24 protein-coding genes are annotated in these 25,395 nt (G+C 67.5%); 6 read left to right on the forward strand and 18 right to left on the reverse strand.

Going from position 1 to position 25,395, the window contains the following annotated elements:
• Positions 1-8: 8 nt before the first annotated feature.
• From AC3ITW_RS21740 to AC3ITW_RS21765, 6 genes are all read right to left on the reverse strand, one after another.
• Entirely contained in the window at positions 9-1,430 is a 1,422-nt protein-coding gene (locus tag AC3ITW_RS21740; RefSeq protein WP_012512493.1) for an FAD/NAD(P)-binding protein, read from the reverse strand.
• Positions 1,431-1,475: 45 nt separating this feature from the next.
• Positions 1,476-2,894 (reverse strand): cardiolipin synthase, encoded by a 1,419-nt coding sequence (cls, locus tag AC3ITW_RS21745; RefSeq protein WP_489390374.1) that lies wholly within the window; start codon positions 2,892-2,894, stop codon positions 1,476-1,478.
• 305 nt (positions 2,895-3,199) lie between these two features.
• Positions 3,200-3,367 (reverse strand): 50S ribosomal protein L33, encoded by a 168-nt coding sequence (gene rpmG / locus AC3ITW_RS21750; protein WP_170272460.1) that lies wholly within the window; start codon positions 3,365-3,367, stop codon positions 3,200-3,202.
• 10 nt (positions 3,368-3,377) lie between these two features.
• Positions 3,378-3,614: a 50S ribosomal protein L28 gene (rpmB, locus tag AC3ITW_RS21755; protein ID WP_005411638.1), complete on the reverse strand. Its 237-nt coding sequence runs from the start codon at positions 3,612-3,614 to the stop codon at positions 3,378-3,380.
• A 321-nt stretch (positions 3,615-3,935) separates the two neighbouring features.
• Entirely contained in the window at positions 3,936-4,445 is a 510-nt protein-coding gene (dnaQ, locus tag AC3ITW_RS21760; protein WP_006402525.1) for a DNA polymerase III subunit epsilon, read from the reverse strand.
• 165 nt (positions 4,446-4,610) lie between these two features.
• Positions 4,611-5,504 carry a LysR family transcriptional regulator gene (locus AC3ITW_RS21765; RefSeq protein WP_012512495.1) on the reverse strand — a complete coding sequence of 298 codons (894 nt, stop codon included), beginning with the start codon at positions 5,502-5,504 and terminating at the stop codon, positions 4,611-4,613.
• Between the two features lie 108 nt (positions 5,505-5,612).
• Between AC3ITW_RS21765 and AC3ITW_RS21770 the strand changes: the two genes are divergently transcribed.
• From AC3ITW_RS21770 to AC3ITW_RS21790, 5 genes are all read left to right on the forward strand, one after another.
• A complete protein-coding gene (locus tag AC3ITW_RS21770) occupies positions 5,613-6,002 on the forward strand; it encodes a RidA family protein (protein ID WP_012512496.1) in 390 nt (129 codons plus the stop codon).
• A gap of 461 nt (positions 6,003-6,463) precedes the next feature.
• Entirely contained in the window at positions 6,464-6,799 is a 336-nt protein-coding gene (locus AC3ITW_RS21775) for a hypothetical protein (RefSeq protein WP_006402574.1), read from the forward strand.
• Between the two features lie 56 nt (positions 6,800-6,855).
• Positions 6,856-8,109 (forward strand): TolC family protein, encoded by a 1,254-nt coding sequence (locus tag AC3ITW_RS21780; protein ID WP_012512497.1) that lies wholly within the window; start codon positions 6,856-6,858, stop codon positions 8,107-8,109.
• Positions 8,106-9,311, forward strand: a complete 1,206-nt coding sequence (locus AC3ITW_RS21785; RefSeq protein ID WP_012512498.1) for an efflux RND transporter periplasmic adaptor subunit — start codon at positions 8,106-8,108, stop codon at positions 9,309-9,311. Before AC3ITW_RS21780 ends, AC3ITW_RS21785 begins: the two co-directional genes overlap by 4 nt.
• A gap of 10 nt (positions 9,312-9,321) precedes the next feature.
• The gene (locus AC3ITW_RS21790) at positions 9,322-12,531 is read left to right on the forward strand and encodes an efflux RND transporter permease subunit (RefSeq protein ID WP_489389930.1); all 3,210 of its coding nucleotides are present in this window, start codon (positions 9,322-9,324) and stop codon (positions 12,529-12,531) included.
• A 138-nt stretch (positions 12,532-12,669) separates the two neighbouring features.
• Here AC3ITW_RS21790 and AC3ITW_RS21795 read toward each other — a convergent pair whose 3' ends face one another.
• The 9 genes from AC3ITW_RS21795 to AC3ITW_RS21835 form a co-directional block, all read right to left on the reverse strand.
• Positions 12,670-14,442: a DUF885 domain-containing protein gene (locus AC3ITW_RS21795; protein WP_489389931.1), complete on the reverse strand. Its 1,773-nt coding sequence runs from the start codon at positions 14,440-14,442 to the stop codon at positions 12,670-12,672.
• A gap of 218 nt (positions 14,443-14,660) precedes the next feature.
• Positions 14,661-15,008, reverse strand: coding sequence for a lipid-A-disaccharide synthase N-terminal domain-containing protein (locus tag AC3ITW_RS21800; RefSeq protein WP_032973852.1), 348 nt, complete (start codon positions 15,006-15,008; stop codon positions 14,661-14,663).
• Positions 15,008-15,730 carry a glycosyltransferase family 2 protein gene (locus tag AC3ITW_RS21805; protein ID WP_006402840.1) on the reverse strand — a complete coding sequence of 241 codons (723 nt, stop codon included), beginning with the start codon at positions 15,728-15,730 and terminating at the stop codon, positions 15,008-15,010. The genes AC3ITW_RS21800 and AC3ITW_RS21805 overlap by 1 nt, the downstream gene beginning before the upstream one ends.
• A gap of 90 nt (positions 15,731-15,820) precedes the next feature.
• Positions 15,821-16,786 carry an NAD-dependent epimerase/dehydratase family protein gene (locus tag AC3ITW_RS21810; RefSeq protein ID WP_012512501.1) on the reverse strand — a complete coding sequence of 322 codons (966 nt, stop codon included), beginning with the start codon at positions 16,784-16,786 and terminating at the stop codon, positions 15,821-15,823.
• 45 nt (positions 16,787-16,831) lie between these two features.
• Complete coding sequence (locus tag AC3ITW_RS21815; protein WP_489389932.1) at positions 16,832-17,557, reverse strand: suppressor of fused domain protein; 726 nt, start codon at positions 17,555-17,557, stop codon at positions 16,832-16,834.
• Positions 17,558-17,681: 124 nt separating this feature from the next.
• Complete coding sequence (locus AC3ITW_RS21820; protein WP_046983442.1) at positions 17,682-18,605, reverse strand: ParB/RepB/Spo0J family partition protein; 924 nt, start codon at positions 18,603-18,605, stop codon at positions 17,682-17,684.
• Entirely contained in the window at positions 18,605-19,402 is a 798-nt protein-coding gene (locus tag AC3ITW_RS21825; protein WP_006402850.1) for a ParA family protein, read from the reverse strand. The genes AC3ITW_RS21820 and AC3ITW_RS21825 overlap by 1 nt, the downstream gene beginning before the upstream one ends.
• A gap of 112 nt (positions 19,403-19,514) precedes the next feature.
• A complete protein-coding gene (rsmG, locus tag AC3ITW_RS21830; RefSeq protein WP_012512505.1) occupies positions 19,515-20,153 on the reverse strand; it encodes a 16S rRNA (guanine(527)-N(7))-methyltransferase RsmG in 639 nt (212 codons plus the stop codon).
• Between the two features lie 39 nt (positions 20,154-20,192).
• Complete coding sequence (locus AC3ITW_RS21835; protein ID WP_489389933.1) at positions 20,193-20,792, reverse strand: 4'-phosphopantetheinyl transferase family protein; 600 nt, start codon at positions 20,790-20,792, stop codon at positions 20,193-20,195.
• Positions 20,793-20,876: 84 nt separating this feature from the next.
• Here AC3ITW_RS21835 and AC3ITW_RS21840 point away from each other — a divergent pair, with 84 nt between their 5' ends.
• A complete protein-coding gene (locus AC3ITW_RS21840; protein ID WP_012512507.1) occupies positions 20,877-21,128 on the forward strand; it encodes a GlsB/YeaQ/YmgE family stress response membrane protein in 252 nt (83 codons plus the stop codon).
• Positions 21,129-21,200: 72 nt separating this feature from the next.
• Here AC3ITW_RS21840 and xth read toward each other — a convergent pair whose 3' ends face one another.
• From xth to AC3ITW_RS21855, 3 genes are all read right to left on the reverse strand, one after another.
• Positions 21,201-21,968 (reverse strand): exodeoxyribonuclease III, encoded by a 768-nt coding sequence (xth, locus tag AC3ITW_RS21845; protein WP_065723741.1) that lies wholly within the window; start codon positions 21,966-21,968, stop codon positions 21,201-21,203.
• 164 nt (positions 21,969-22,132) lie between these two features.
• Positions 22,133-23,542, reverse strand: coding sequence for a coniferyl aldehyde dehydrogenase (locus AC3ITW_RS21850; RefSeq protein ID WP_012512509.1), 1,410 nt, complete (start codon positions 23,540-23,542; stop codon positions 22,133-22,135).
• Between the two features lie 184 nt (positions 23,543-23,726).
• The gene (locus AC3ITW_RS21855; protein WP_049399160.1) at positions 23,727-25,391 is read right to left on the reverse strand and encodes an MFS transporter; all 1,665 of its coding nucleotides are present in this window, start codon (positions 25,389-25,391) and stop codon (positions 23,727-23,729) included.
• Positions 25,392-25,395 lie beyond the last annotated feature (4 nt).

Raw genomic sequence — 25,395 nt, forward strand, 5'->3', positions numbered from 1 at the left:
CCCCCATTTTACGGCATCGCCGTCGCGGCTCCTGCGACCACCTGGGTTGCCAGTGCCTGCGCCTGCTGACGCAGTTCAGGCACCGCCAGGCTTTCCCACAGGCTGCCGATGCGCAGGCTGCCGAGCACGCCCAGCCGTGCCTGCGGCTGGCCACCGGCGGCACACAGGCGATCGCCCGGCACCGTGCTGTCCAGGCCCAGCCCGTGCGGGCCGGGGCGCGCCAGCCCATCGGCCTGCAGCTGCTGCAGCAACGGATTGCGCAGCGCGCTGGCGCGGGTCTCCACGCCGGTGGCGTTGATCACCCCGCTGATCGTCCACTGCTGTTCATTGCCCGAGGCATCGCGGCCGGACAGCTGCAGCGCATTGCCGTCGCGCCAGACGCGTTGCAGGCGGGACCGGTGGATACGCAGCTGGCCGCTGTCCTGCAGGGACTGCAGCTGCGCATCCACTTCTTCGGCGATGCGGTGGCGATGCACGTCCCAATAGCGCACCACATGGCGCAGGAAGCGACGCTGGTCCGCCCCATCGAGGCTGCACCACAGCGCCTGCCCGTGCGGACGGATGCGGTCCATCACGCCCTGCCACGGCAGGCCGTCGGCCTGTGCCTGGCGTGCGAACCCACGCAACGCGCGCAGGCGCTGGCGCAGGTTCATCGGCAGCAGCGTGGCCGGGTCGAACGTGGGCAGGCCACCATGCGCGTGCGGCAACGGCAGCAGGCCATGGCGCGAGATCACATGCAGCGGTCCGCTGTGGCCGGCGGCGACCAGCGCCAGCACGGTGTCGGCCATGCTCAGGCCGGAGCCGACAATGGCTACAGCCTGTTCGCCGGCCAGGGTGCGCACGCCGTCGTAGTCCCAGGCCTCGATCACGTCATCCGCAGGCAGTGCCTCGGCACCGGCTACCGGCAGCGGCCGCATGCTGTTGCCGGTGGCCAGCACGGCCTGTGCGGCGTGCAGCGTCTGGCCATCGCCGAGTGTCAGCTGGTAACCGTGGTCATCCGGCTGCAGGCCCAGCACCGGCTGCGCGATCACCTGCAGCTGTGCCGGGCTGGTCGCAGCGGCCTCCTGCAGGCGCTGCTGCAGGTAGGCAGCAAAGTAGTGGCGGCACACATAGCGCTCGCCCAGCACCTCGCGCGCCTCGCCCGGGTAGGCATTGGCGGCCATCAGGTAGTCGAGGAAATCGCCGGGCTGGTCGGCAAACGCACTCATCTTCGCCGCCGGCACGTTCAGCAGGTGCTCCGGCCACGGCGTGGCATAGGCGATACCCTGGGCCAGCTGCGAGGCGGGTTCGAAGATGGCCAGCGCCAGCGGCGCCTTGGCCTGGCGCAGTACCTGGATCGCCACCAGCACCCCGGCCGCACCACCACCGATGATTGCCAGGTCCAGTTCGCCATTACGCGGTGAATCAGTCATGTGCCGATTGTAGGCCATCGGCGATGACAGGCCGGATTGCCGAAATGGGCGGCCGGCATTGCCTTACATCAACGCATCGGCCAAGCGTGCGATGCCCTCGCGGCTACGCCGCCACGTGGGGCGGCTGCGCCACTGCTGCAGATCCAGCTGTCGCGACTCACGCAGATAGCCATCCTCGATCTCGCACAACTGCTTCACCAGCGCGTGGTCGTAGCAGATCAGGCCGATCTCGGCATTCAGCGCGAACGAGCGGATATCCATGTTGATCGAGCCCAGCACGGCGATGTCCTCGTCCACGCTCATGTGCTTGGCGTGCAGGAACTGTGGTTCGTACAGGGCGATGCGTACACCACAACGCAGCAGTTCGTCGTAGTACGCCTCCTGCGCCCACGAGGTCAGCCGCTGGTTGTTGCTGGCCGACAGGATCAGCTGCACGTCCACGCCGGACAACGCCGCGATGCGCAGCGCGCTCAGCGTGGCTTCGTCGGGCACGAAGTACGGGGTGACCATCACCAGCCGGCGCCGTGCGAGGTGGATCAGCGCCGCCACCGCGTCGCGTGCGTTGCTGTACGGGTAGGCCGGGCCGCTGGGCAGCAGCTGGGTGGCGATGTCGTCGCTGCACTCGGGCACGTCGGCGATCACGTCCAGGCGCTGGCCGGTTTCCATGTACCAGTCGCTGGCGAACACGGCTTCCAGATGCGCCACCGCCGGGCCGCGCACGCGCGCCACCAGCTCGCGGTTCGGGTGGCCGGGCACGAACCCGGGGCCGGCCAGGTTCTGCGAACCGACGTAGGCCACTTCGTTGTCGATCACCGCGATCTTGCGGTGATTGCGCAGGTCCATGCGCCCGCTGCGGCGCCAGCGCAGGCCGCCGGGCAGCATCGCGCGCACCTCGATGTCACGCGCTTCAAGGCGCTTGCGATAGGCGCGCAGACCGCGCTTGGCACCCACCGCGTCGAGCAGCACACGGCATTGCACGCCACGCGCGGCGGCACGCTGCAGCGCCTCGACCATCGCCTCGCCCACCGCGTCATCGAACATCAGGTAGTACAGCAGGTGCACGCGGTCTTCGGCCTGGTCGATGTCGGCGATCAGCGTGTGCAGCGATTCGTCGTAGTCGGTCAGCAGGTCCACCGCGTTGCCGTGCACCGGCATGAAGTCGCCCTGGCGCTGCACCAGCGGCACGATCTCGGCGCAGGCAGTGTCCGGCTGCGGGGTCCAGCGCAGGCGATGCTGCAGCGCCTGTTCCTCGCGGATGACTTGCGAGGCCTCGGCCTGGCGGCGGATGCGCTCGCGCGACAGCCACGGGTGGCCGAACAACAGGTACAGCGGCAGGCCCAGCAGCGGCACGAAGCCGACCAGCAGCAGCCAGCTGCGCGCCGCACCCGGCGTGGTGCGGGTGGGAATCCAGCACAGCGCGACCAGCCGGATCAGCCAGTCGATCAGCAGCAGGTAGGAACCCAGCAACCACTCGAACAGCATCGCGTCGCCCGTCGGGAGGTGATGGGCCATTCTGCCCAGCGGGGTGTGTAGAGTCGAGCCGCGCTCGACTGCTTTGAAGCAGTGTGCCAACCAAGGTTGGCACCTACCGGGTGAGGGGACAGCGTGTCGACCAAGGTCGACACCTACCGGGGGTGGGATAAGTGTGCCAACCAAGGTTGGCACCTACCGGGGGAGTGTGCCGACCAACGGTCGGCACCCACAGGCACCCACCGGCCCCACCGTCGGGCATGAAAAAACCCGCCACAAGGGCGGGTTTCTTCGCGGGGATCAGCAATCCTTGCGGATTACTTGATCTTGCCTTCCTTGTACGGGACGTGCTTGCGCACGACCGGATCGTACTTGGAGAATTCCATCTTCCCCGGGGTGTTCTTCTTGTTCTTGTCGGTCGTGTAGAAGTGACCGGTACCAGCGGTCGAAATCATACGGACCTTATCGCGCTTGCCTGCCATGATCGTCTACTCCTCAGACCTTTTCGCCGCGCGCACGCAGCTCAGCCAGAACGGAATCGATACCGTTCTTGTCGATGGTGCGCAGTGCATGCGCGGAAACACGAAGCTTCACCCAGCGGTTTTCGCTGGCAACCCAGAAGCGGCGCTCGTGCAGATTCGGCAGGAAACGACGACGGGTCTTATTGTTGGCGTGCGAGACGTTGTTACCCGTCTGCACTCGCTTGCCGGAAACCTGGCATACGCGGGACATGGCGCACCTCGATAGTAAGTTGTGTCAGCCCGTAGCCCGGGAGACGGCGGCCTCGATGGTTGCCCACCACACGTCAAGAGAATCAAAGGGTTACGCTGGCGTTGGGCGGCCGGGGACGTGCTCCCGGGGACGCCGCCCGGTAGAAAACCGGACACAGCGAGCCGCGCATTATGCACGGGTTCAAGCACTTGCGCAAGTTACCCACAGGCTGGGGCTGAACGCGACGGCCACTCCCCCTGTAGAACCGAGCGCATGCTCGGCTCGGTCCTTCCGGGGCGCAGCAGCCGAGCATGGGCTCGGCTCTACAGCTACCAGGCCAGCTCAACGCAGGTGCGGAATCACCTGGGCCAGCAGATGGGCATCCTTCAACGCGCCGTGCAGGCCACGGTTACCCGGGATGCGCAGGCGCTGCAGCACATCGTCCAGCTTGTTGCCCTGGCCCGGCCAACGCCCACGCGCCAGCTTCAAGCTGCAGGTAATGCGGCAATGCTGGGCCAGCGTGCCGGGGATGCCCGCCAGGCGCAGCTCGTTGTCCAGGAAGCCGACATCGAAGGTGGCGTTGTGCGCGACCATCTCGCTGCCGCGCAGGAAATCCAGCAGTTCGGCAGCCTTGCTGGAGAACAGCGGCTTGCCCACCAGCATCGCGTCGCTGATGCCGTGCACGCGCTGCGCGCCCCAGTCCACCTTGCGCTGCGGCTGCAGGTAGGTGTGGAACTGGCGACCGGTCAGCTGGCCATCGATCAGTTCGACGGCACCGATTTCGATGACCCGGTGCCCCAGGCGGTGGGAGATGCCGGTGGTTTCGGTATCCAGTGCGACGATGCGGCTCATGCGTGTTGCTGTTTCCTGTTGCGTGCTGTGGTGATTTTCGCATGCCTGCAGCAGGAAGCCCCCTGTAGAGCCGAGCCCGCGCTCGGCTCACGCGCGAAGCGCGGGCCTTGAACGTTGCAGCCAGAAGCAGCCGAGCCTGGGCTCGGCTCTACAGATAAGCGGATTTCACCCCAATACCTCCACCACCCAGTCGATGAACACCCGCAGACGCTGGCTCTTGTGCCGGTTAGGCGGGAACATCACGTGCATCGGCATCGGCGGCAGCTGCCAGTCCTGCAACACCGGCAGCAGCTCGCCGCGCGCCAGGTGCGGCTCGGCCATGTAGCTGGGCAGCGCGACCACGCCCAGCCCTGCCAATGCAGCCGCCAGATAGGCGTTGCCGTCGTCGAAGCCGACCGTATAGCGGCCCTGCACCTCAACGCGCTCATCGCCACGCTGTGCAGTGAACACGCGGGCGCGGCCACTGCGCGGGCTGAGGAAACCGACCATGTGGTGATCCGGACCTTCCAGCGCGCGCGGGTCGGCTGGCAGCCCGAAACGCTGCACATAGCCCGGGCTGGCATGGAAGCCGATCGGCAGCGCGCCGAGCGGCCTCGCCACCAGCGCCGGGTCGGCCGGGGTGCCACCACGGATCACGCAATCGACGTTGTCGGCGATGACGTCGACCTCGCGGTCACTCACGCCGATGTCCAACTGGATCTCCGGGTAGCGCGCCTGGAAATCCGGCAGCGCCGGTACCAGCCGCAGCCGCGCGTAGGGCCCCGGCACATCCACGCGCAGTCGCCCACGCGGCTGCGTGGCGGCATCGCCCAGTCCGCCCTCCACCTCTTCCAGCTCAGCCAGCAGGCGGGCGATGCGCGGGTAGTAGGCCGCGCCATCGGCGGTGACGCTGACCCGGCGCGTGGTGCGGTTGAGCAACCGCAGCCGCAGGTGCGCCTCCAGCTGCTGCACCAGCTGGGTGGCCGTGGTGCGGCTGATCTGCAGGGTCTGCGCGGCGCGGGTGAAGCTGCCGGTTTCCACTACCCGGGCAAAGGCGCGCATCGCCTCGAAACGGTCCATGGCTGGCCATGATTGTTTGGAATTGGCAATCAATCTAGGCCGATCATCGCGGTTTATCCAGACAGCGCTGGCGGGGAGGATGGCGTTCTTTCCCACGGGTTCCTTCCCATGTCACAGCGCGATGTCGTTTTCCCCGCCGGCCGCCAGGCCCTGTACGAGCGCAACCGCTACTCGCCGGCGATCCGTTCCAATGGCTTCCTGTTCGTCTCCGGCCAGGTCGGCAGCCGCGAGGATGGTTCGCCTGAGCCGGACTTCGAAGCGCAGGTGCGCCGCGCCTTCGAAAATCTCAATGCGGTACTGGCTGCCGCCGGCTGCAGCTTCGATGACGTGGTCGACGTGACCGTGTTCCTGGTCGACCCCGAGAAGAACTTCGAGAAGGCCTGGGCGATCGTGCCCGAGTACTGGGGCGAGGCGCCGCACCCGACCCTGACCGGCATCGGCGTGACCTGGCTGTACGGATTCCAGTTCGAGATCAAGGTGATCGCGAAGCTGCCGTGATACGGGTAGTGCCGGCCGCTGGCCGGCAATGTGTCGGGGGTCGAAAAGCGTGTCGACCAAGGTCGACACCTACCAGGGCAGTCGGCGTGACCTGGCTATACGGGTTCCAGTTCGAGATCAAGGTGATCGCGAAGCTGCCCGCAGACCGGTAGTGCCGGCCGCTGGCCGCTGGCCGGCAATGTGTCGGGGGCCGAAAAGCGTGTCGACCAAGGTCGACACCTACCAAGGCAGTCGGCGTGACCTGGCTGTATGGGTTCCAGTTCGAGATCAAGGTGATCGCGAAGCTGCCTGCAGACCGGTAGTGCCGGCCGCTGGCCGGCAGCAATGTGCCGGGGCCAGCCCGTTCCAGAGGAACGGGATCCGACCCCACGCCCGGCGCACCTGAACGGGAGGTTCCGACGAATTCCCGAGGTCACCATTGATATTGTATCCGGCGAAAACCGCTTGCTAGCCTCCCCTCCATGCGCCGGATCACCCGCCAACTGCGTACGTACCTGATGATGCTGCTGATGGCGGCATTCGTGGTCGTGCCGGTGGCCGACGCACTGGTGTGTGCGGTGGAACCGCATGCCAGCAGCGCCCATGTCGAATCCCTCGCGGACGACGCAGGCGGTGACAGCGACAGCAAGCACACCGGTGCCTGCACGCATAACCACTGCCACCACTCCACGCTGAGCCTGCCGGCGAACGATTTCGCCGCCTTCGGTACGCCGCTGCCGGCGCGCTGGATGAATGCCGGCGACGTTGCGACCTATGCGGTCGCCCAGGATGAATTGACGCGTCCCCCCCGGGCGTGAGTTGAGCGCGTCCCGCAATCGCGGGCTCCCGTTTCACTCACAACCGGAATCCCCCTATGTCGATCCTGACACCTCGGTCGCCGCGCGCGGCCGGGCTGGTCGTCGCTGTACTGCTGGGCCTTGCCCCGGCAATGCAGGCGTCGGCGCAAGCCGCCCCTTCCTACGACACCCTGCTTGAACGCCTCGACCAGTTGCCCGGCACCCGTGTCGGCGCGGCGCTGGCCGAAGCCGCCGATGCCCGTGCCGACCAGGCCCGTGCGTTGCCCAATCCTTCCCTCTCCTACTCCGCCGAGAACGCGTGGGGCACCGGCTCCTATGGCGGCATGGGCAAGGCCGATACCGTGCTCACCCTGTCCCAGCCCCTGGAGGTATGGGGCCAGCGCGGCGCGCGCGTCCGTGCCGCCCGCGCCGAGGCACAGGCGGCCAACCTGCGTGGCGCCCAAAGCCGCAGCGATGTGGCCAGCCAGTTGGCGGTGGTCTATGCACAGGCGGAAAGTGCATTGCGCCGCTACAGCCTGGCCGAAGAGGCACTGACCCTCACCCGCGACGACGCCAACGCCGTCAACGCGATGGTCAAGCAGGGCCGCGAGCCGCAGCTGCGTGCGGTGCAGGCGCAGAGCGAAGTGGCCAACGCCAGCGCCGCGCTGGATGAGGCACAGGCCTTCCGCGACGCCGCACTGGCCCGCCTGGCTGGCGCCGCGCTGCTGGATGCACCGGTGCAGTCGATCGACAACAGCCTGCTCGACCGTGCTCCGCCGCTGCCGCGTGGCGCCACCGATGCCGCGCTGGCGGTGCGCATCGCCGAGGCCGAAGCCGATGCAGCGGGCAAGCTGGTCGATGTGGAGCGCAAGCGCGCCCTGCCCGACCTCAGCGTCACTGCCGCACAGACACGCTTCCGCGAGGGCGGCGAGCGCGCCTACAACCTCGGGGTCAGCCTCAGCATCCCGCTGTTCGACCGTAACCGCGGTGGCATCCGCGCCGCCAATGCCGACCAGCGCGCGGCCGAAGCCCGTCTGGACCAGCAACGCCGTGACAGCGAGGCCGCGCGCCTCTCCGCCGTGGCTGGACTGAAGGCCGCCGGCAGCCGCACCCGTGCCTCCGACGAAAGCGTGGTCGCTGCCGAGGAGGCGTATCGGCTGGCCCGGGTCGGCTTCGACGCAGGACGCATCTCGCAGCTGGAACTGCGCAGCACGCGCAGCGCCCTCATCGCCGCCCGCGGCACCGCCGTGGACGCACGCCTGTCGCGCGTCGGCGCCGAAATCGATCTTGCGCGCCTTGAAGGGCGCGCCCCCTTTGTGGAGGCCCCATGACTCTCTCCCGTACTTTTCCGCTGATCGGCGGCGTCCTGCTGGCCGTGTTCCTGGCCGGCTGCGCCGGCAACGCGCAGACGCCGGAAACGGTGGATGCGACCACCGCCAAGGCAGGCAACGATGATGGCCACGGCCATGCTGCCGACAGCAAGGAAGCCAAGGCGGAAACCGCCAAGGCTCCCGCCGACGCCGATGAAGGCGTGGTGCAGCTGACCCAGGAACAGATCAAGGCGTCCGGTATCGAGGTGGTCGCCATCGGCCGTGGTGGCGGTGGCTCCACGCGCCTGTCCGGCCGGGTCGAACCGTCGGTGGGCGCACGTGCCTCGGTGGCATCCACGGTGACCGGCCGGGTCGAACGCGTGCTGGTCGCGCCGGGCACGGCGGTGAAGCAGAACCAGGCACTGGCCATCGTGGTCAGTGGCGAGGCAGCGGTGTTCCGCGCCAATGCGCTGGCCGCATCGGCTGAAGCCGAGGCCGCACGCCTGGCCTACGGTCGCGACAAGGCGCTGGTCGACCAGGGCGTGGTCGCCCGCCAGGAGCTGGAAACCTCGCGCGCGCGTTCGCTGGCGGCACAGGCCCAGGCGGCCGCCGCGCAGGCCCAGGCCGCCGCCAACGGTGCGCCCGATGCCAGTGGCCGCGTACGCATCACCAGCCCGGTGGCCGGCATCGTCGGCAACGTGCAGGTCACACCGGGCGGCGTGGTCGCTGCCGGTAGTGCCGTGGCTGACGTCGCCGATCCGAGCATGAACGAACTGGTGTTCACCGCGCCGCCGGCGCTGGCCGCGCAGGTCACGCCCGGCATGAAGCTGGAAGTGAGCGTGCCGGGTGGCAGCTTCACCGCCACCGTCACCGGTTCGGCCGCCGATGTCCGCCAGCAGGGCGGCGTGGCGGTGATCCGTGCCACGCCGGTGGACGCCTCCTTGCCGCCGGCCGGTTCGCCGGTATCGGCGGTGGTGGTCACCGAAGGCCAGGACGGTTCGCTCAGCGTGCCGGCCGATGCGGTGCAGAACGTCGACGGCAGCAGTGCAGTGTTCGTCGCCGTCGAAGGCGGTTTCAAGGCGCAGCCGGTGCTGGCCGGACGCCGTGCCGGCGACCGCATCGAGATCCTCGGTGGGCTGACCGGCAGCGAGCGCATCGTTGGCAGCAATGCCTTCCTGCTCAAGGCCGAACTGGCCAAGGGCGAAGCCGAGCACGGCCACTGAGGAGGCGATCATGTTCAAGCTGATCATTGAAACAGCGGTACGCCACCGCTGGCTGGTGGTGTTCATGGCGGCGCTGATCGCCGCCATGGGCCTGTTCCAGCTGGGCAAGCTGCCGATCGACGCAGTGCCGGACATCACCAACCGCCAGGTGCAGATCAACACGGTGGCACCGGCGCTGACGCCGGAGCAGATCGAACGGCAGGTGACCTACCCGCTGGAAACCGCGCTGGCCGGCATTCCCGGCCTGACCACCACCCGTTCGCTGTCGCGCAATGGTTTCTCGCAGGTCACCGGGATCTTCACCGATGCCACCGACATCTACTTCGCCCGCCAGCAGGTGGCCGAACGCATGCGCGAGGCATCGGAAGACCTGCCCGATGGCGCGTCGCCGATGCTGTCGCCGGTCACCACCGGCCTCGGCGAGGTACTGATGTGGACGGTGGACTTCACCGCGTTCGATCCGGCCAAGCTGGCCAAGCCCGGTGAAGCGGGTTGGCAGGCCGGCGAGGTCTACCGCACGCCGGAAGGCAACCTGCTTCGCACGCCGGAAGAACGTGCCACCTACCTGCGCACCGTGCAGGACTGGATCATCGCGCCGCAGATGCGTTCCAGCCCGGGGCTGGCCGGCGTCGATACGGTCGGCGGCTACGTCAAGGAATACGGCGTGCATCCGGACAGTGCCAAGCTGGCCGCGCACGGCCTCGGCCTGGCCGACCTGGTCACTGCCCTGCAGCGTTCCAACGTGCAGGCCGGTGCCGGTTTCGTGCAGCGTGCCGGCGAGGGCCTGGTGGTACGTGCTGACGGCCTGGCGCTGACCACCGAGGATCTGGCACAGGCCCCGGTGGCCACCCGCAATGGCGTGGTGGTGCGCGTGGCCGATGTGGCCGATGTCGACCTGAGCCGCGCACCGCGCCTGGGTGCGGCCAGCCGCAACGGCCATGAGGCCGTGCTGGGCACCGCGCTGATGATTGCCGGTGGCAACAGCCGCACCGTGGCGCAGGCAGCTGCGGCGCGCCTGGAACAGGTGAACAAATCGCTGCCGGCCGACATCGTGGCGGCACCGGTGCTGGACCGCAGCGTGCTGGTCAATTCCACCATCAAGACCGTGGCCAAGAACCTCACCGAGGGTGCGCTGCTGGTGGTGGTGGTGCTGTTCCTGCTGCTGGGCAACCTGCGTGCAGCGACGATCACCGCGCTGGTGATTCCGCTGTCGTTCCTGTTCGCAGTGATCGGCATGAACCGCTTCGGCATCAGCGGCAACCTGATGAGCCTGGGTGCACTGGACTTCGGCATCCTGGTGGACGGTGCGGTGATCGTGGTCGAATCGACGCTGCTGATGCTGGGCCAGCGCCGCGCCGAACTGGGTCGTGCGTTGACCGCGATGGAACGCCTGCGCGTGGCCGCCGATTCGGCGATGAAGATGGCACGCCCGGCGGCCTTCGGCCAGTTGATCATCCTGCTGGTGTTCGCGCCGATCCTCACCCTGGAAGGCGTGGAGGGCAAGACGTTCCACCCGATGGCGGCCACGTTCATGCTGGCCCTGATCGGTGCCTTCATCTTCTCCTTCACCTTCGTGCCGGCGATGGCCGCACTGCTGGTGCGCGAGCCGAAGGTGAAGGAAGGCGATGCGCATGCCGATGATGGCGAGCACGAAACCAAGCTGATCCGCGTGTTGCGCGCGCGCATCGAACCGGTGATCCGCAAGGCCGTGGACCATCCGCGCACGATGGCAGTCGGCGCGGTGATGATGGTGGTGGTGGGTATCGGTTCGTTCTCGCTGCTGGGCCGCGAGTTCATGCCGACGCTGGACGAAGGCAACGTGGCGATGCAGGCCCTGCGCGTGCCGTCGACGTCGCTGGAGCAGTCGCTGGCGATGCAGCTGGCGCTGGAGAAGGCGATTGCCAAGCAGCCGGAAGTGGAGACCGTGTTCTCGCGCACCGGTACCGCCGAGGCGGCGATCGACCCGATGCCGACCAACATCTCCGACAGCGTGATCGTGCTCAAGCCGCGCAAGGACTGGCCGGATCCGAAGCTGGGCAAGGATGCACTGGTGGCACGCTTAGAGAAGCTGGCCGGGCAGCAGCTGGGCAACAGCTTCGAGTTCAGCCAGCCGATCGAGCTGCGCTTCAACGAGCTGATTTCCGGCGTGCGTACCGACCTGGCGGTAATGATCTTCGGCGATGACTTCAGCCAGCTGCAGAAAGTGGCCGACCAGGTGGCGCTGAAGCTGCGCGCGGTGGAGGGCGCGGCCGATGTGCGGGTCGAACAGATCTCCGGCCTGCCCACGCTCAATGTGGCCATCGACCACGTGGCGGCGGCGCAGTACGGCCTGACCGCGGCGGATGTGAGTGACGCGCTGGCCACCGGCATCGGTGGTACCGCCGCCGGCAAGATCTTCGAAGGCGACCGTCGCTTCAACGTGGTGGTGCGCCTGGACGATGCCTCGCGCAACGATCCGGACCAGCTGGCCTCGCTGCCGATCGCCACGCCCGCGGGGCTGGTGATTCCGCTGTCGTCGGTCGCGCGCATCACGGTCAGCGAAGGACCGAACCAGATCAGCCGCAACAACGGCAGCCGCCGCGTGGTGGTGCAGGCCAACGTGCGTGGCCGGGATCTGGGCGGCTTCGTCGGCGAGGCACAGGCGGCGGTGGCTGATGTTGCGTTGCCGCCGGGCGCCTACCTGACCTGGGGTGGCCAGTTCGAGAACCTGCAGCGTGCGGAGAAGCGGCTGGCGACGGTGGTGCCGGTGGTGTTCCTGCTGATCGGCAGCCTGCTGTTCATGGCCCTGCGCAGCGGCAAGGAAGCCGTGCTGGTGTTCAGCTGCGTACCGTTGGCGCTGGTCGGCGGCATTCTTGCGCTGCTGCTGCGGGGCATGCCGTTCTCGGTGTCGGCGGCGGTTGGTTTCATCGCCGTCTCCGGCGTGGCCACCTTGAACGGCCTGGTGCTGATGCAGGCGATCCGCGAGCGCCTGGATGCCGGTGACCTACCGATGATGGCGGCGATCAACGGTGCGTCCAGCCGCATCCGCGCGGTGCTGACCACCGCGCTGGTGGCGATCGTCGGCTTCATTCCGATGGCGATTGCCAGTGGTTCCGGTGCGGAGGTGCAGAAGCCGCTGGCCACGGTGGTGATCGGCGGGTTGATCACCGCCACCGTGCTGACCTTGCTGGTGCTGCCGACCTTCGCTGCGCGGGTGGCCAAGCCAAGGGCGGTGAGGTGATGTGAGGTTGCGGGTCGGATCCCTTTCCACGGGAAAGGGATCCGACCCCGTCCACCGCGCTTCGCGCTCGCCGGGCATGGCCCGGCGCTACCACCGTACGTTCCGGTAGCGCCGGGCCATGCCCGGCGACGCGTCGGGTCAGGCCTTCTTGCGTTCGGCGATGTACGCCTGGATCTGCTGTTCCAGCACCGGCAGCGGCACCGAGCCCTGCTTGAGCAGGGTGTCGTGGAAACCCTTGATGTCGAACTTGTCGCCCAGCTCCTTCTCGGCCTGCGCACGCAGGCGCACGATGGCGATCTCGCCCAGCTTGTAGCTCAGGGCCTGGCCCGGCCAGGAAATGTAGCGGTCCACTTCGGTGGTCACTTCATGCTCGCTCAGCGCGGTGTGGTCGCGCAGGTAGGCCAAGGCCTGCTCGCGGGTCCAGCCCTTGCTGTGCACGCCGGTATCGATCACCAGACGCGTGGCGCGCCACATCTCGTAGGTCAGGCGCCCGAAATCCTCGTACGGGGTTTCGTAGATGCCCATCTCCACGCCCAGCTTCTCGCAGTACAGCGCCCAGCCTTCGCCGTAGGCGGAGATGTAGGCGTTGCGGCGGAACTCGGGCAGGTTCTTCTGCTCGGCGGCGATGGCACCCTGCAGTGCGTGGCCCGGATCGGATTCATGCAGGGTCAGCGCCGGCAGGTTGTACAGCGGGCGCGACGGCAGGTTGTAGGTGTTGAGCCAATAGGTGCCCATGCCACCGCGGCCGGCGGTCCAGAACGGTGCGATGTCCGGCGGCACCGGCACGATGGTGAAGCGCGCGCGCGGCAACGTCATGTACTTGCCGAGCTGACCATCGGCCCGCTTGGAGATCCATGCGGCGCGCGACAGCAGCTCTTCCGGCGTCTTCGCATAGAACTGCGGATCGGTGCGCAGGAAGGTCAGGAACTCGGCGAAGCTGCCCTTGAACTTCACCTGCTTGATGATGTCGTTCATTTCCTTCTGGATGCGTGCGACTTCATCCAGGCCGATGCGGTGGATCTCGTCCGGCGACAGGTCCAGCGTGGTGTATTCGTGGATCTGCTGCTTGTAGTACGCCTTGCCGCCCGGCATCGCTTCGGCGGCCAGGGTGGTGCGCGCCTGCGGCACGTACTCGTTGACGAAGAAGGTGCGCAGCTGCTGGAACGCCGGCACGACCTTGCCACTGATCGCTTCCCGCGCCTGCGCCTGCAGCCTGGTCTGTTCGGCGGCCGGGATGCTGTTGGGCAGCTTCTTGAACGGGGCGTACAGCGGCGATTCGGTCGGGTCTTTCAGCTCGGCGACGGTGGCGATCGACACCTCGCGGCCATCGAGCACCGCGCGCGGCACGCTGAAACCTCGCTTCAGGCCGGCGCGCATGTTTTCGGTCTGCTGGCCGAAATAACGCGGCACATCATTCAGGCGGGCGATGTAGTTCTGGTAGTCCTGCACGGTCTTCATCTCGCGCCGGGCCATGAAGGACAGGTTGGACCAGAACGACGAGTCGGCGTTGAACGGCATCTCGTAGCCACGCAGACGCGTTTCTTCGGCCAGGTTGAACACCTGGTCACGGTAGATCGCGTAGTTGACCTGGTTGTCGGGCGACAGAGTCTTCGGGTCGATTTTCTTCAGCGCAGCGAGGGTTTCATCCCACACCTTCAGGCGCGCCTGCTGCGCGGCCGGGCCGACGTCGGGCATGCGGGTGGCGTTGGCCGGGGCGTCTTCGTCCTCGCTGGCCTCACCACCGCCTTGCTGGCGCCACTTCCATTCCTTTTCGTACAGCGCGCGGAAGGCGGTATCGGCGGGCGATTCGGTGGCCACGCTGGCCGGTGCGGCGGCGGCGGTCGGTGCGGCCAGGGCCACGGCGGGGGTGGACAGGGCGAGCAGCAGGGCGACAGCAAGACGGGTTTTCACGAGCACAGGTTCCCGGGAAGGCAGACCCCGATCATGGCACCGCCCATCGCCCGTGGCATGGGACGAAGGTCCTGCCTGCGCAGCAGGCAGGACCGGGAACCGGCCGCAGGCCCGGGCCCCAGCGCCGAAGGCGCGTGGTAGCGCGGGGCCATGCCCCGCGAGCGCGCAGCGCGGCCAACGGATACAGCCGCCGGGCATGGCCCGGCGCTACCGGGCGCTCAGTGGCTGGCCTTGTCCCGTTTCCAGCCGCGGTGCTTGATGTCCAGCTGCAGGCTGTACAGCGCGGTGAACGCCGGGAACAGGTTCTGCAGCACGCCCACCGAGTCCTGCTTGGCCGAGAACAGGAAGTAGCTCAGCGTCATCAGGCTGCCGACCACGCTCATGTACCAGAACAGGCGCGGGATGACCGGCTTGCCAGCGCGCTTGGAGGCCACGAACTGGACCAGCCAGCGCCCACCGAACATCAGCGCACCGGTGTAGCCGATCAGTTTCCAGCCGGTCACATGCAGGCCGGTCCAGTACAGCCAGGTCAGCGGCTGGTCGAGCCAGTGCAGGGCCAGGCCCATCATCGCTCTTCCACCGCGGTGCGCTTGCTGCGGGTGATCAGCCACGCCACGCCGCGCAGGTCACGGATGCCGACCAGCGCACGGCCCAGGTTGTTGTACTTGGAAACGCCGGCGGTACGGTGGCGATGGTTGACCGGCACGCTGGTGGTCTTCCAGCCGGCACGCTGCATCAGCGCTGGCAGGTAGCGGTGCATGTGGTCGAAATACGGCAGGTCGAGGAACGCGCTGCGCTCGAACAGCTTGATACCACAGCCGGTGTCGGGGGTGTCATCGCGCAGCATGCGTGCGCGGATGGCATTGGCCCACTTGCTGGCCCAGCGCTTGCTGCCGCTGTCCTGGCGGTTGACGCGCCAGCCGGCGAACAGCTTCACCTGCGCCGCTGCGGCATCACGTGCAGCCAGCAGCTTGGGAATGTCGGCAGGATCGTTCTGCCCGTCACCATCGAGAGTCGCGATCCACGGCGCCAGGGCGTGCTTGACGCCGGTGCGCACCGCCGTGCTCTGCCCACTCTGGTTCACGTGGTGCAGCACCCGCAGTTCCGGGGTGGTGGCCTTCAGGCCCTGCAGCACTGCCAGGGTGTCATCGCGCGAGTGGTCATCGATGTAGACGATCTCGAACGGCAAGCGGCCACGCAGAGCAGCGGTGATTTCGGCCACCAGTGGCGCGACGTTGTCGCGCTCGTTGAACACGGGGACGACGACGGAAAGCTCGGGTTGGCTCATGGGGGGACTCGGCCAAGAGGGAACAAAGACCGCGCATTCTCCGAAGCCAAGGTTATCCGAAGATGAATCCGGCTGTGTGAGGATCCCTCCTCAGGCGCGGTCGCCAAAATACTCGCGGCACCACTGCACGACGGGCGGCAGCCCCGCTTCGATCGGGGTCACCGCGTCGAAGCCGAATGCGTCATGTGCACGCCGGGTATCCGCCATCGTGCGCACCATGTCGCCCGGCTGCATCGGCTTGTAGACCTTCTGCGCAGGGCGGCCGGCAGCCTGCTCGATCACGCTGATGAAGCGCTCCAGCTCGACCGGCGTATGGTTGCCGAGGTTGAACACCCGGTGCGGCACCGGACCATCGGCCGGATGCGCGAGCGCGCCGAGGATACCGGCCACGATGTCGGAGACATGTGTGAAGTCGCGCTGCATGCGGCCTTCGTTGAACACATCGATCGGCCGCCCGGCCAGCACCGCGCGCGAGAACAGCAGCGGCGCCATGTCCGGCCGGCCCCACGGGCCATACACGGTGAAGAAGCGCAGGCCGGTGGCATGCAGGCCGTACAGCTGTGCGTAGGTGTAGGCCATCAGCTCGTTGGCCGCCTTGGTCGCCGCGTACAGCGAGCGCGGCTGGTCCACGCGCTGGTCTTCGGAAAACGGCGGCGTGGCCGAATCACCGTAGACCGAGCTGCTGGAGGCATACACCAGATGCTGCACGCCACGGTGGCGGCACAGCTCGAGCATGTTGACGAAGCCGATCAGATTGCTGTCGACGTAGGCCTGCGGGTTTTCCAGCGAATAGCGCACGCCCGCCTGTGCAGCCAGATGGATCACCGCCGTCGGCTTCACCTCGTCGAACAGCGCGGCCAGGCCCTGCTGGTCGGTCAGGTCGAGGGTGCGCAGGTCCAGCGTCGGGCACAGCGCGGCCACGCGGTCGCGCTTGATCTGCGGGTCGTAGTAGTCGTTGAAGTTGTCCAGGCCGACCACGGACTGGTCGGCCTCCAGCAGCGCGCGGGCGGTGTAGGCACCGATGAAGCCGGCAGCGCCGGTGAGCAGGATGGTCATGGCAGGGCCTGGAAGCAGAAGTACAGGCCCCTGATGTTACCGGCCTCAGAACAAACCGAAACGCTTCTTCGCCACGTTGACGCGGCCAGGCTCGATCACATCCTTGATGTCCTTGGCGTCGAAACGGTCCAGCAGGGTCTCGGCGTCCTTCTTCAGCTTCAGGTCCATCTCCTGCGGATACAGCGGCACGATGGCCATGAACTGGATGATCTTGCCATCGTCCAGCTCCAGCGAGCCGAAGTCGTCCGGAGTGGTGACCGGCGGCAGCACGATGGCCCCGTCGAACCCCACGCCATCGGCATACGGCTCGGACGGATGGCCGTTGGGAATGGTGTGGCCGAAGCCCAGCCAAGTGTCGTACTCGTGCGGCAGCCGCGCCAGCGTCTTCAGCAGGCGCACCGGCCAGTAGTTGCGCTCATCCTCGAAGGCGCCATCGCTGATCGGCCAGTCGGCCGGCAGGGTCACCATCAACTCCATGTACGCCGAGCCGGGTGCACCTTCGGGCAGGGTCATCGGCAGATCGCTCATGCCCGAGGTCACCAAGCGCAGATAAGGATGGGCTTCGGTGGCCGGCACCACGTGCACATCGATATGCACGATGTCGGAGATGATTTCGTGGAAGACCCCGGAGACGGGCCCCAGATGGCGCTCGATATGCGCGCTGATCGCCTCGATGTGTTCTTCGCCGTGCGCCGGCGTGAAGTCCTTCTCGCGGCCGTGCACGAGGATCGGGCTGCCGCCCGGGCTGACGTCGTCTACTTCAATGGTCATGTCCTGCTCCCTGGATGGGCCACGGGCCGGAGAGCAGTGCATCCCCCGGCGCGCGCGGCGGTGCGTTCCCTGTCAATTACAGGACGCGGCAGGAACAGGCCGCGCCCCTTTCACTGTGCCGGACTCAGGCCTGGCGGGCGCGCAGCTTTTCCAGCACGCCGTCCAGGGTATCCAGGTCGGTGTAATGGATGATCAGCTTGCCCTTACCGCCGCGGCCGTGGCTGATCGCCACCTTGGCACCCAGCGATTCGGACAGCTCGGTTTCCAACGAAGCGATATCGGCCTGCTGCACCTTCGGTGTGGCCACCGGACGGTTGCTCGGCACCTTGCCGGCGGCGAAGGCCTGCGCACGGCGCTCGACCTCACGCACCGACCAGCCTTCATCGGCCGCTTCCTGCGCCAGCTTGCCGGCCAGCTCGGGGGCCAGGGTCAGCAGCGCGCGGGCGTGGCCCATTTCCAGGCGGCGGGTTTCCAGCAGCAGGCGGATCGCCACCGGCAGCTCCAGCAGGCGCAGCAGGTTGGACACCGCCGCGCGCGAGCGGCCGACGGCCTCGGCGGCCTCGGCATGGGTCAGCGTGAATTCGCTGATCAGGCGCTGCAGCGCCTCGGCTTCTTCCAGCGGGTTGAGGTCTTCGCGTTGGATGTTCTCGATCAGCGCCATCGCGATGACGGTGCGGTCTTCCAGCTCGCGCACCACCACCGGCACTTCGTCCAGTCCGGCCAGCTGCGATGCACGCCAGCGGCGTTCACCGGCGACGATTTCGTAGTTGCCTGCCGGCAGCTGGCGCACCAGGATCGGCTGGATCACGCCCTGCGACTTGATCGAGTCGGCCAGCTCGGAGAGCTTGCCCTCGTCCATCTCGCGGCGCGGCTGGTACTTGCCCGGCTGCAACTGGCCCACGGCCAGCTTGCGCAGCACTTCACCCGGCAACGGTTCGATCACCGCGGTGCTGGCCTGCACCTGGCTGACCGCACCCTTGGGACCCAGCAGGGCATCCAGGCCACGGCCGAGGCCTCGCTTCTTGGCTGCCGGCTTGCTGCTGGTCATCAGACGATCTCCACGGCCTTGGCGGCCTTGTTGCGTTCGTTGTTGCGGCGGATGATCTCGCCGGCCAGGCCGAGGTAGGCGACGCCACCGCGCGAGGCGCGGTCGTAGCCGACGATGCTCTGGCCATGGCTGGGCGCCTCGGCCAGGCGCACGTTGCGCGGCACGATGGTGCGGAACACGCGGTCGCCGAAGTGCTCGGTGAGCTCGGCCGAGACCGCGTTGGCCAGGTTGTTGCGCACATCGAACATGGTGCGCAGCACGCCTTCGATCTCCAGCGCCGGGTTGAGGTTGGCACGCAGCGCCTCGATGGTTTCCACCAGCGCGCTCAGGCCTTCCAGCGCGTAGTACTCGCACTGCATCGGCACGATCACCGAGTCGGCGGCGGCCAGCGCGTTGAGCGTCAGCAGCGACAGCGCCGGCGGGCAGTCGATCAGGATGTAGTCGTACTCGTCGCGGATCGGCGCCAGCGCACGCTTCAGGCGCTGCTCGCGCTCGCTCTGCGCCATCAGCTGGATCTCGGCCGCAGTCAGGTCGATGTTGCCAGGCAGCAGGTCGTAGCCTTCGGCCGTCTGCACGCGCACATCGGCGGCGCTGGACTCGCCCAGCAGCAGATCGTAGGTGGAGGAGACCAGCTCGCGCTTGTCCACGCCACTGCCCATGGTCGCGTTGCCCTGCGAATCCAGGTCGACCAAGAGCACGCGCTTGGGTGCGTTGGCCAGGGAAGCGGCCAGGTTGACGGCGGTCGTGGTCTTGCCGACGCCACCCTTCTGGTTGGCGATGGCGATGATGCGGGCCATGCGGGTGTGCCTCGTCGACGTGTGCTGGGACCGGTCATTATGCGTACAACCGGCCCCTTGCGGAAATCGTGGATCGCCAACCTCTTGTTCCACAAGGGGCTGGCGACGGGAATCAGGGACCTGTAACGGTGACCAGGTGGCGTTCGCCGGCCAGGCCGGGCACGCTCAGCGGGGTCACCTCGCGCACCTGCCAGCCAGCCGGCAGCTCCGCGATCTCTTCATGCGGGTAGACGCCCTTCATGGCCAGCAGCACGCCACCGGGGCGCAGCAGGTGGCCACCAACGCGGACGATGCCGGCCAGGGTGTCCATCGCGCGCGCGGTCAGCTGGTCGTAGTGGCCAGCTTCGTCCAGCGCCTCGGCGCGCGATTCGGCCACGCGGGCGTTGCCCAGGCCGAGCTGGCGTACGGCCTCGCGCATGAAGCGCGCCTTCTTGCCGTTGCTCTCCACCAGGGTGACCTGCAGGCCAGGACAGGCGATCGCCAGCGGGATGCCAGGCAAGCCGGGGCCGGTGCCGAGGTCGGCCAGGCTGCCATCGGCCACGAACGGCTGCATCGCCAGCGAATCGAGCAGGTGGCGGGTGACCATCTCCTGCGGGTCGCGGATGGCGGTGAGGTTGTAGGTGCCGTTCCAGCGGTGCAGCAGGGCCAGGTAACGCAGCAGCGGCGGCGCCAGCGCGGCGTCCAGGCCCATGCTGGCCAGACCCTGTTCCAGCGTGGCAGCCACGCTGGCGGGAAGTGGGTGTTCGCTCATGCCGACATTATCGCCGGTTTTGCGCGCTGATTCCCCGCTTCAGTGCGGATACCAGGCCAGAGCAGCGCGGAATTGCCCGGTGGCCTGCCATTCGTGCAGATGCCAGCGCGCGGCCACGCCCAGTTCCGGGTCACACCAGCGCAGGTGCAGGGCGCCATCGGCCCCCGGGGCCAGCTGCAGGCGGTGCAGGCCGAACGAGATGCCCTGCCCGTGTGCCTTCAGCATGGCTTCCTTGGCGCACCACACGCGGAAGAACCAGTGCTCGCGCCCGGCCTCGTCCAGGCTTTCCAGCCAGGCCACTTCCTCGGGGTGGAAGAAGCGCTGCACGATTTCCAGAAGACGCGGCCGCGGGCGCAGCAGTTCCAGGTCGACGCCCAACCGCACGCCCTCGCCCAGCGCCACCAGCAGCACCTCGCCGCTGTGGCTCCAGCCGGTGCCGTAGTGGGCCAACGCGCCGCTCAGCTCCGGCCGGCCCTTGTCATCGCGGACCAGTGGCAGCGTCTCCGGGTCGGTGCCCAGCGCCTGCGCCAGCACCTGCCGCGCCTGCGGTTCACCGCGCTGGCCCGGCACGTGCGGGCGCCGCCAGACCGTCACCGGGCCGAAGCGCCACGGGCCGTCAAGGGTGGCTGGCAGGCTCATCCGCACGCGCCCATCACGCAATTGCACGACGGGTTCACAGCCATGCGCGTCAACTGGTCACAGTTCCCCACCGGAGGTTCGATCATGGGCATCATCGTTTGGCTGATCGTCGGCGGCATCGTAGGCTGGCTGGCCAGCATCATCATGAAGCGCGATGCCCAGCAGGGCATCATCCTCAACATCGTGGTCGGCATCGTCGGCGCGCTGATTTCCGGCTGGCTGTTCGGCGGCGGCATCAACGAAGCGATCACCATCCGCACCTTCCTGTTCTCGCTGATCGGTGCGGTGATCCTGCTGGCGATCGTCAACCTGTTCACCCGCAAGAGCATACGGTGATCTGATGGTAGTGCCGGCCGCTGGCCGGCAGACGTTTCAGAGCGGGCCCGGCAATCGTCGGGCCCCGTTCGTTCAACCCAACTGCACCCACGCCGGCGCATGGTCGCTCGGGCGCTCCCAGGTACGCGGCTCACGGTCGATGCCCGAGGCCACCGCACTGCCCTTCAGCGCGTCGGAAACCAGGGTCAGGTCGATGCGCAGGCCCAGGTTGCGGCGGAAGCCCGCGGCACGGTAATCCCACCAGCTGAACACACCGGCCTCGTCGTTGTGCAGGCGGAAGCCGTCGTGCAGGCCCAGCTGCAGCAACTTGTTGAGCGCGCCGCGCTCGGCGGTGGAGGTCAGGATGTGGTTCTCGTTCCAGACCTCCGGGTCGTGCACATCGCGCGCGTCCGGGGCGATGTTGAAATCGCCCATCACGATCAGCTTCGGGTGCCGCTGCAGTTCTTCGGCGATCCAGGCATGGACCGCTTCCAGCCAGCGCAACTTGTACTCGTACTTGTCGGTGCCGATGTCCTGGCCGTTGACCACGTACAGGTTGATCACCCGCAGGTCGCCGAAGGTGCCCGCGATGACGCGCTTCTGCTCGTCCTCGAAGCCGGGAATACCGATCTGCACGTCCTGCGCCGGCTCACGCGACAGCAGCGCCACGCCGTTGTAGGTCTTCTGGCCGGCGAACACGCTGCGGTAGCCCGCGGCGATCAGCGCCGAATCGGGGAACTTGTGGTCCTCCAGCTTGGTTTCCTGGATACCGACGATGTCCGGGCCGAAGTCCTTGAGCCACTGCTCCAGGTGCGGCAGGCGGACATTGAGCGAATTGACGTTCCACGAGGCGATCTTCATGAGGGCCATTCTACCCGGGTGGGCTTAGGTCGAGGCCGCCCCTGGTCGGCACTTCGGGCCCACGCGTGCCAACCAAGGTTGGCACCTACCGGTAGTGCCGGCCGCTGGCCGGCAACCCCATGAACCGTCGGCAAGACCCTGCAGTTGCCGGCCGGCGGCCGGCACTACCGCAGCAACAGCTTCAACAACCCCGCAATCTTCGAATACGGCGGCCGCAGCCGGTCGCTGGCGGCCCAGCGCGACTGCCACAGCACCGGCAGCCGCTTGCTCATCGCATCGAACCCGGCCCGGCCGTGGTACGCGCCCATGCCGCTGGCCCCTACCCCGCCAAACGGCAGGCCATCGGCGGCGAAATGCAGCAGCGTGTCATTGACCGTCACCCCACCGGCCACCACCTGGCCGAGGATGCGCTCCACCGTCGCCGTGTCATGGCTGAAGGGATACAGCGCCAGCGGCCGGTCACGCGACAGTACGTCGGCCAGCGCAGCATCCAGATCCGGGTAGGCGCGCACCGGCAGGATCGGCCCGAAGATTTCCTCGCGCATCAGGTCCAGGTCGTCCGGCGGGTCCAGCACCACGGTCGGCACCAGCAGGCGCTCGCGGTCGGCGCGCGCCTCATCCACCTGCGCCAGCGGAATCACCGGCACCCCGCGTTGCCGCGCCTGCGCCAGATAGCCCTGCAGGCGCCGGTACTGGCCTTCATTGATGATGCGCGTGTAATCGTCGGCATCGCTGAAGTCGCCGTAGCGTTCGCGTACCTGCTGCTGCAGCGCCTGCACGAACTCGCGCTGGCGCGCGGTGTCGATCAGCGCGTAGTCCGGCGCGATGCAGGTCTGCCCGGCGTTGAACCACTTGCCGGTGGCCAGCCGCGCTGCGGCTTTGTCCAGGGGGAAATCGCGGCAGACGATGGCCGGCGACTTGCCGCCCAGTTCCAGCGTGACCGGCACCAGATGCTCGGCGGCGGCCGCCATCACCTTGCGGCCAACCGCCGTCGAGCCGGTGAACAGCAGATGGTCCAGCGGCAGCGATGACACCGCCGCCGCTACATCCGCCCCACCCTGCACCACCGCCACGCGATCGGGCGGGAACACACTGGCCAGCAGATCGGCCAGGAACGCGCTGGTGCGCGGCGTGTGTTCCGAAGGCTTGAGCAGCACGTGGTTGCCGGCGGCGATGGCGGTAGCCAAAGGCACCAGTGCCAGCGTGACCGGGTAGTTCCAGGGCGAGATCACCCCGACCACGCCCAGCGGCGTCGGCCGCAGCTGCGCGCGCGCCGGCCATAGTCGCCAACCGGCACGCACCCGCTGCGGCTTCGACCAGCTGCGCAGGTGACGGCGCAGGTGGTCGATGGCCGACAGCACACTCATCCCATCGGCCAGTTTCGATTCAACGTGGGCGCGATGGCCGAAGTCCTCGGCGATGGCCTGCGCCATTTCTTCCAAGCGCGGCCTCAGCGCCTCGCGCAGGCGGCGCAGATCGGCTTCGCGCTGGTCCAGCGTGGGGCGCTGCGACTGCCACTCGCTGCGCAGGGCGCGCAGGATGAGGGGGAGGGAGGTCGGCGTTGTGGTGATCATGGCCCGACTATACGGCGTGCTGTGCAACGCAATGGTAGTGCCGGCCGCTGGCCGGCAGCCCCATGGATCTCCGGCAGACATCGTGCATTTGCCGGCCAGCGGCCGGCACTACCAAAAAGAGGGCCGCGGTCTGCACCGCGGCCCCTGAAACCTGATGGGTGCCGACCGTTGGTCGGCACGCCGGTTACTTGGTGATATCCACGTCCTTGGTCTCGCGCAGGAACAGGCCGCCGATCACCACCGACATCAGCGCGATGATGATGGGGTACCACAGGCCGTAGTAGAGGTTGCCGGTACCGGCCACCAGCGCGAACGAGATCGCCGGCAGGAAGCCACCGAACCAGCCGTTGCCGATGTGGTACGGCAGCGACATCGAGGTGTAGCGGATGCGGGTCGGGAACAGTTCGACCAGGTAGGCGGCGATCGGGCCGTAGACCATGGTCACGTACAGCACCAGCAGCCACAGCATGAAGATGGTGCCGGCGATGTTGATGCGTGCGCCATCGGCCTTGGCCGGGTAGCCGGCGGTGGTCAGGGCGGTCTTCAGTTCCGCACCGAACGCATCGGCCTTGGCCTTGCCGTCTTCCTTGGTCAGGCCGGCGGCCTCATACGAGGTGACGCTGGCGCTGCCCACGTTCACCATCGCCAGCGAACCGGCGGCGGCGGGCTGCACGTCGTACGGCACACCGGCCTTGGTCAGCGCGGCGGTAGCCACGTCGCAGGAGCTGGTGAACTTGCGCAGGCCGACCGGATCGAACTGGAACGAGCAGGTGGCCGGATCGGCCACGACCAGGGCCGGAGAGCTGCTGCGGGCTTCTTCGATGGCCGGGTTGGCGAAGTGGGTCAGGCCCTTGAAGATCGGGATGTAGGTGACGGCGGCCAGCAGGCAGCCCGCGAGGATGATCTTCTTGCGGCCGATACGGTCGGACAGCCAGCCGAAGAAGATGAAGAACGGCACGCCCAGTGCCAGCGCGGCCGCGATCAGCAGGTAGGAGGTGGTGGCATCGACCTTCAGCATGCTGCTGAGGAAGAACAGCGCGTAGAACTGACCGCCGTACCAGACCACCGCCTGGCCAGCCGCAGCGCCGAGCAGGACCAGCAGCATCAGCTTCAGGTTGCCGCCCTTCAGGCTGTCACGGAACGGGGTCTTGGAACCCTTGCCCTCGGACTTCATCTGCTGGAACAGCGGCGATTCGCTCAGCTGCAGGCGGATCCACACGGACACGCCCAGCAGCAGGATCGAGACCAGGAACGGAATACGCCAGCCCCAGGCTTCGAAGGCTTCGTTGCCGAGGAAGTAGCGGCAGGCCAGGATGATCAGCAGCGACATGAACAGGCCGAGCGTGGCGGTGCACTGGATGAAGCTGGTGTACAGGCCGCGCTTGTCGTCCGGCGCATGCTCGGCCACGTAGGTGGCGGCACCGCCGTACTCGCCGCCCATCGCCAGGCCCTGGGCCAGGCGCAGGATGATCAGGATCACCGGTGCGGCGAAACCGATCGAGGCGTAGTTGGGCAACACACCGACCAGGAAGGTCGAGATGCCCATGATCAGGATGGTGACCAGGAAGGTGTACTTGCGGCCGATGCGGTCGCCGAGGCTGCCGAAGAAGGCCGCACCGAACGGACGCACGAAGAAGCCGGCGGCGAACGCCAGCAGGGCGAAGATCATGCCCGTGGTTTCATTGACGCCACTGAAGAACTGCTTGGCGATGATGGCGGCGAGTGAGCCGTACAGGAAGAAGTCATACCACTCGAAGACCGTACCGAGGCTCGAGGCGAAGATGACCTTCTTGTGGCCCTTGGTCAGGGTGCCCGCCGCATTGTGCGGGCTGGATGCAGTGCTGGACATGGGA

This window comes from Stenotrophomonas sp. KH_052, from assembly GCF_057838755.1.